Origin of the sequence: Metapseudomonas cellulosilytica, from assembly GCF_049334135.1 — a bacterium.
Taxonomy (GTDB): Bacteria; Pseudomonadota; Gammaproteobacteria; order Pseudomonadales; family Pseudomonadaceae; genus Metapseudomonas.
Genome location: NZ_JBHZGN010000068.1, coordinates 1 through 513 on the forward strand (window position 1 = coordinate 1; position 513 = coordinate 513).

Annotated in this window: 1 pseudogene; it reads left to right on the forward strand. The window is 65.3% G+C overall.

The features are described from left to right. A pseudogene (locus ACFW0H_RS30130) lies at positions 1-513 on the forward strand (bifunctional aconitate hydratase 2/2-methylisocitrate dehydratase); the annotation flags it as partial.

Sequence of the window (513 nt, forward strand, 5' to 3'; positions counted from 1 at the left end):
TGAAGCACACCCTGCTGATGTTCGACGCCTTCCACGACGTCGCCGAGCGCGCCAAGAAAGGCAACGCCGCCGCTCAAGCCGTGCTCAAGTCCTGGGCCGAGGGCGAGTGGTTCCAGGCCAAGCCGGCCGTCGCCGAGAAGATCACCCTGACCGTATTCAAGGTGCCTGGCGAAACCAACACCGACGACCTGTCCCCCGCCCCGGATGCCTGGTCCCGCCCCGACATCCCGCTGCACGCTCTGGCCATGCTGAAAATGGCCCGCGACGGCATCGAGCCGGTCCAGCCGGGCTCCGTCGGCCCGCTGCAGCAGATCGAAGCGGTCAAGGCCAAGGGTTTCCCGGTGGCCTACGTCGGTGACGTGGTCGGTACCGGTTCTTCCCGTAAATCCGCCACCAACTCGGTGCTGTGGTTCTTCGGCGACGACATCCCCTTCGTGCCGAACAAGCGCGCCGGTGGTTTCTGCTTCGGCACCAAGATCGCCCCGATCTTCTACAACACCATGGAAGACGCCG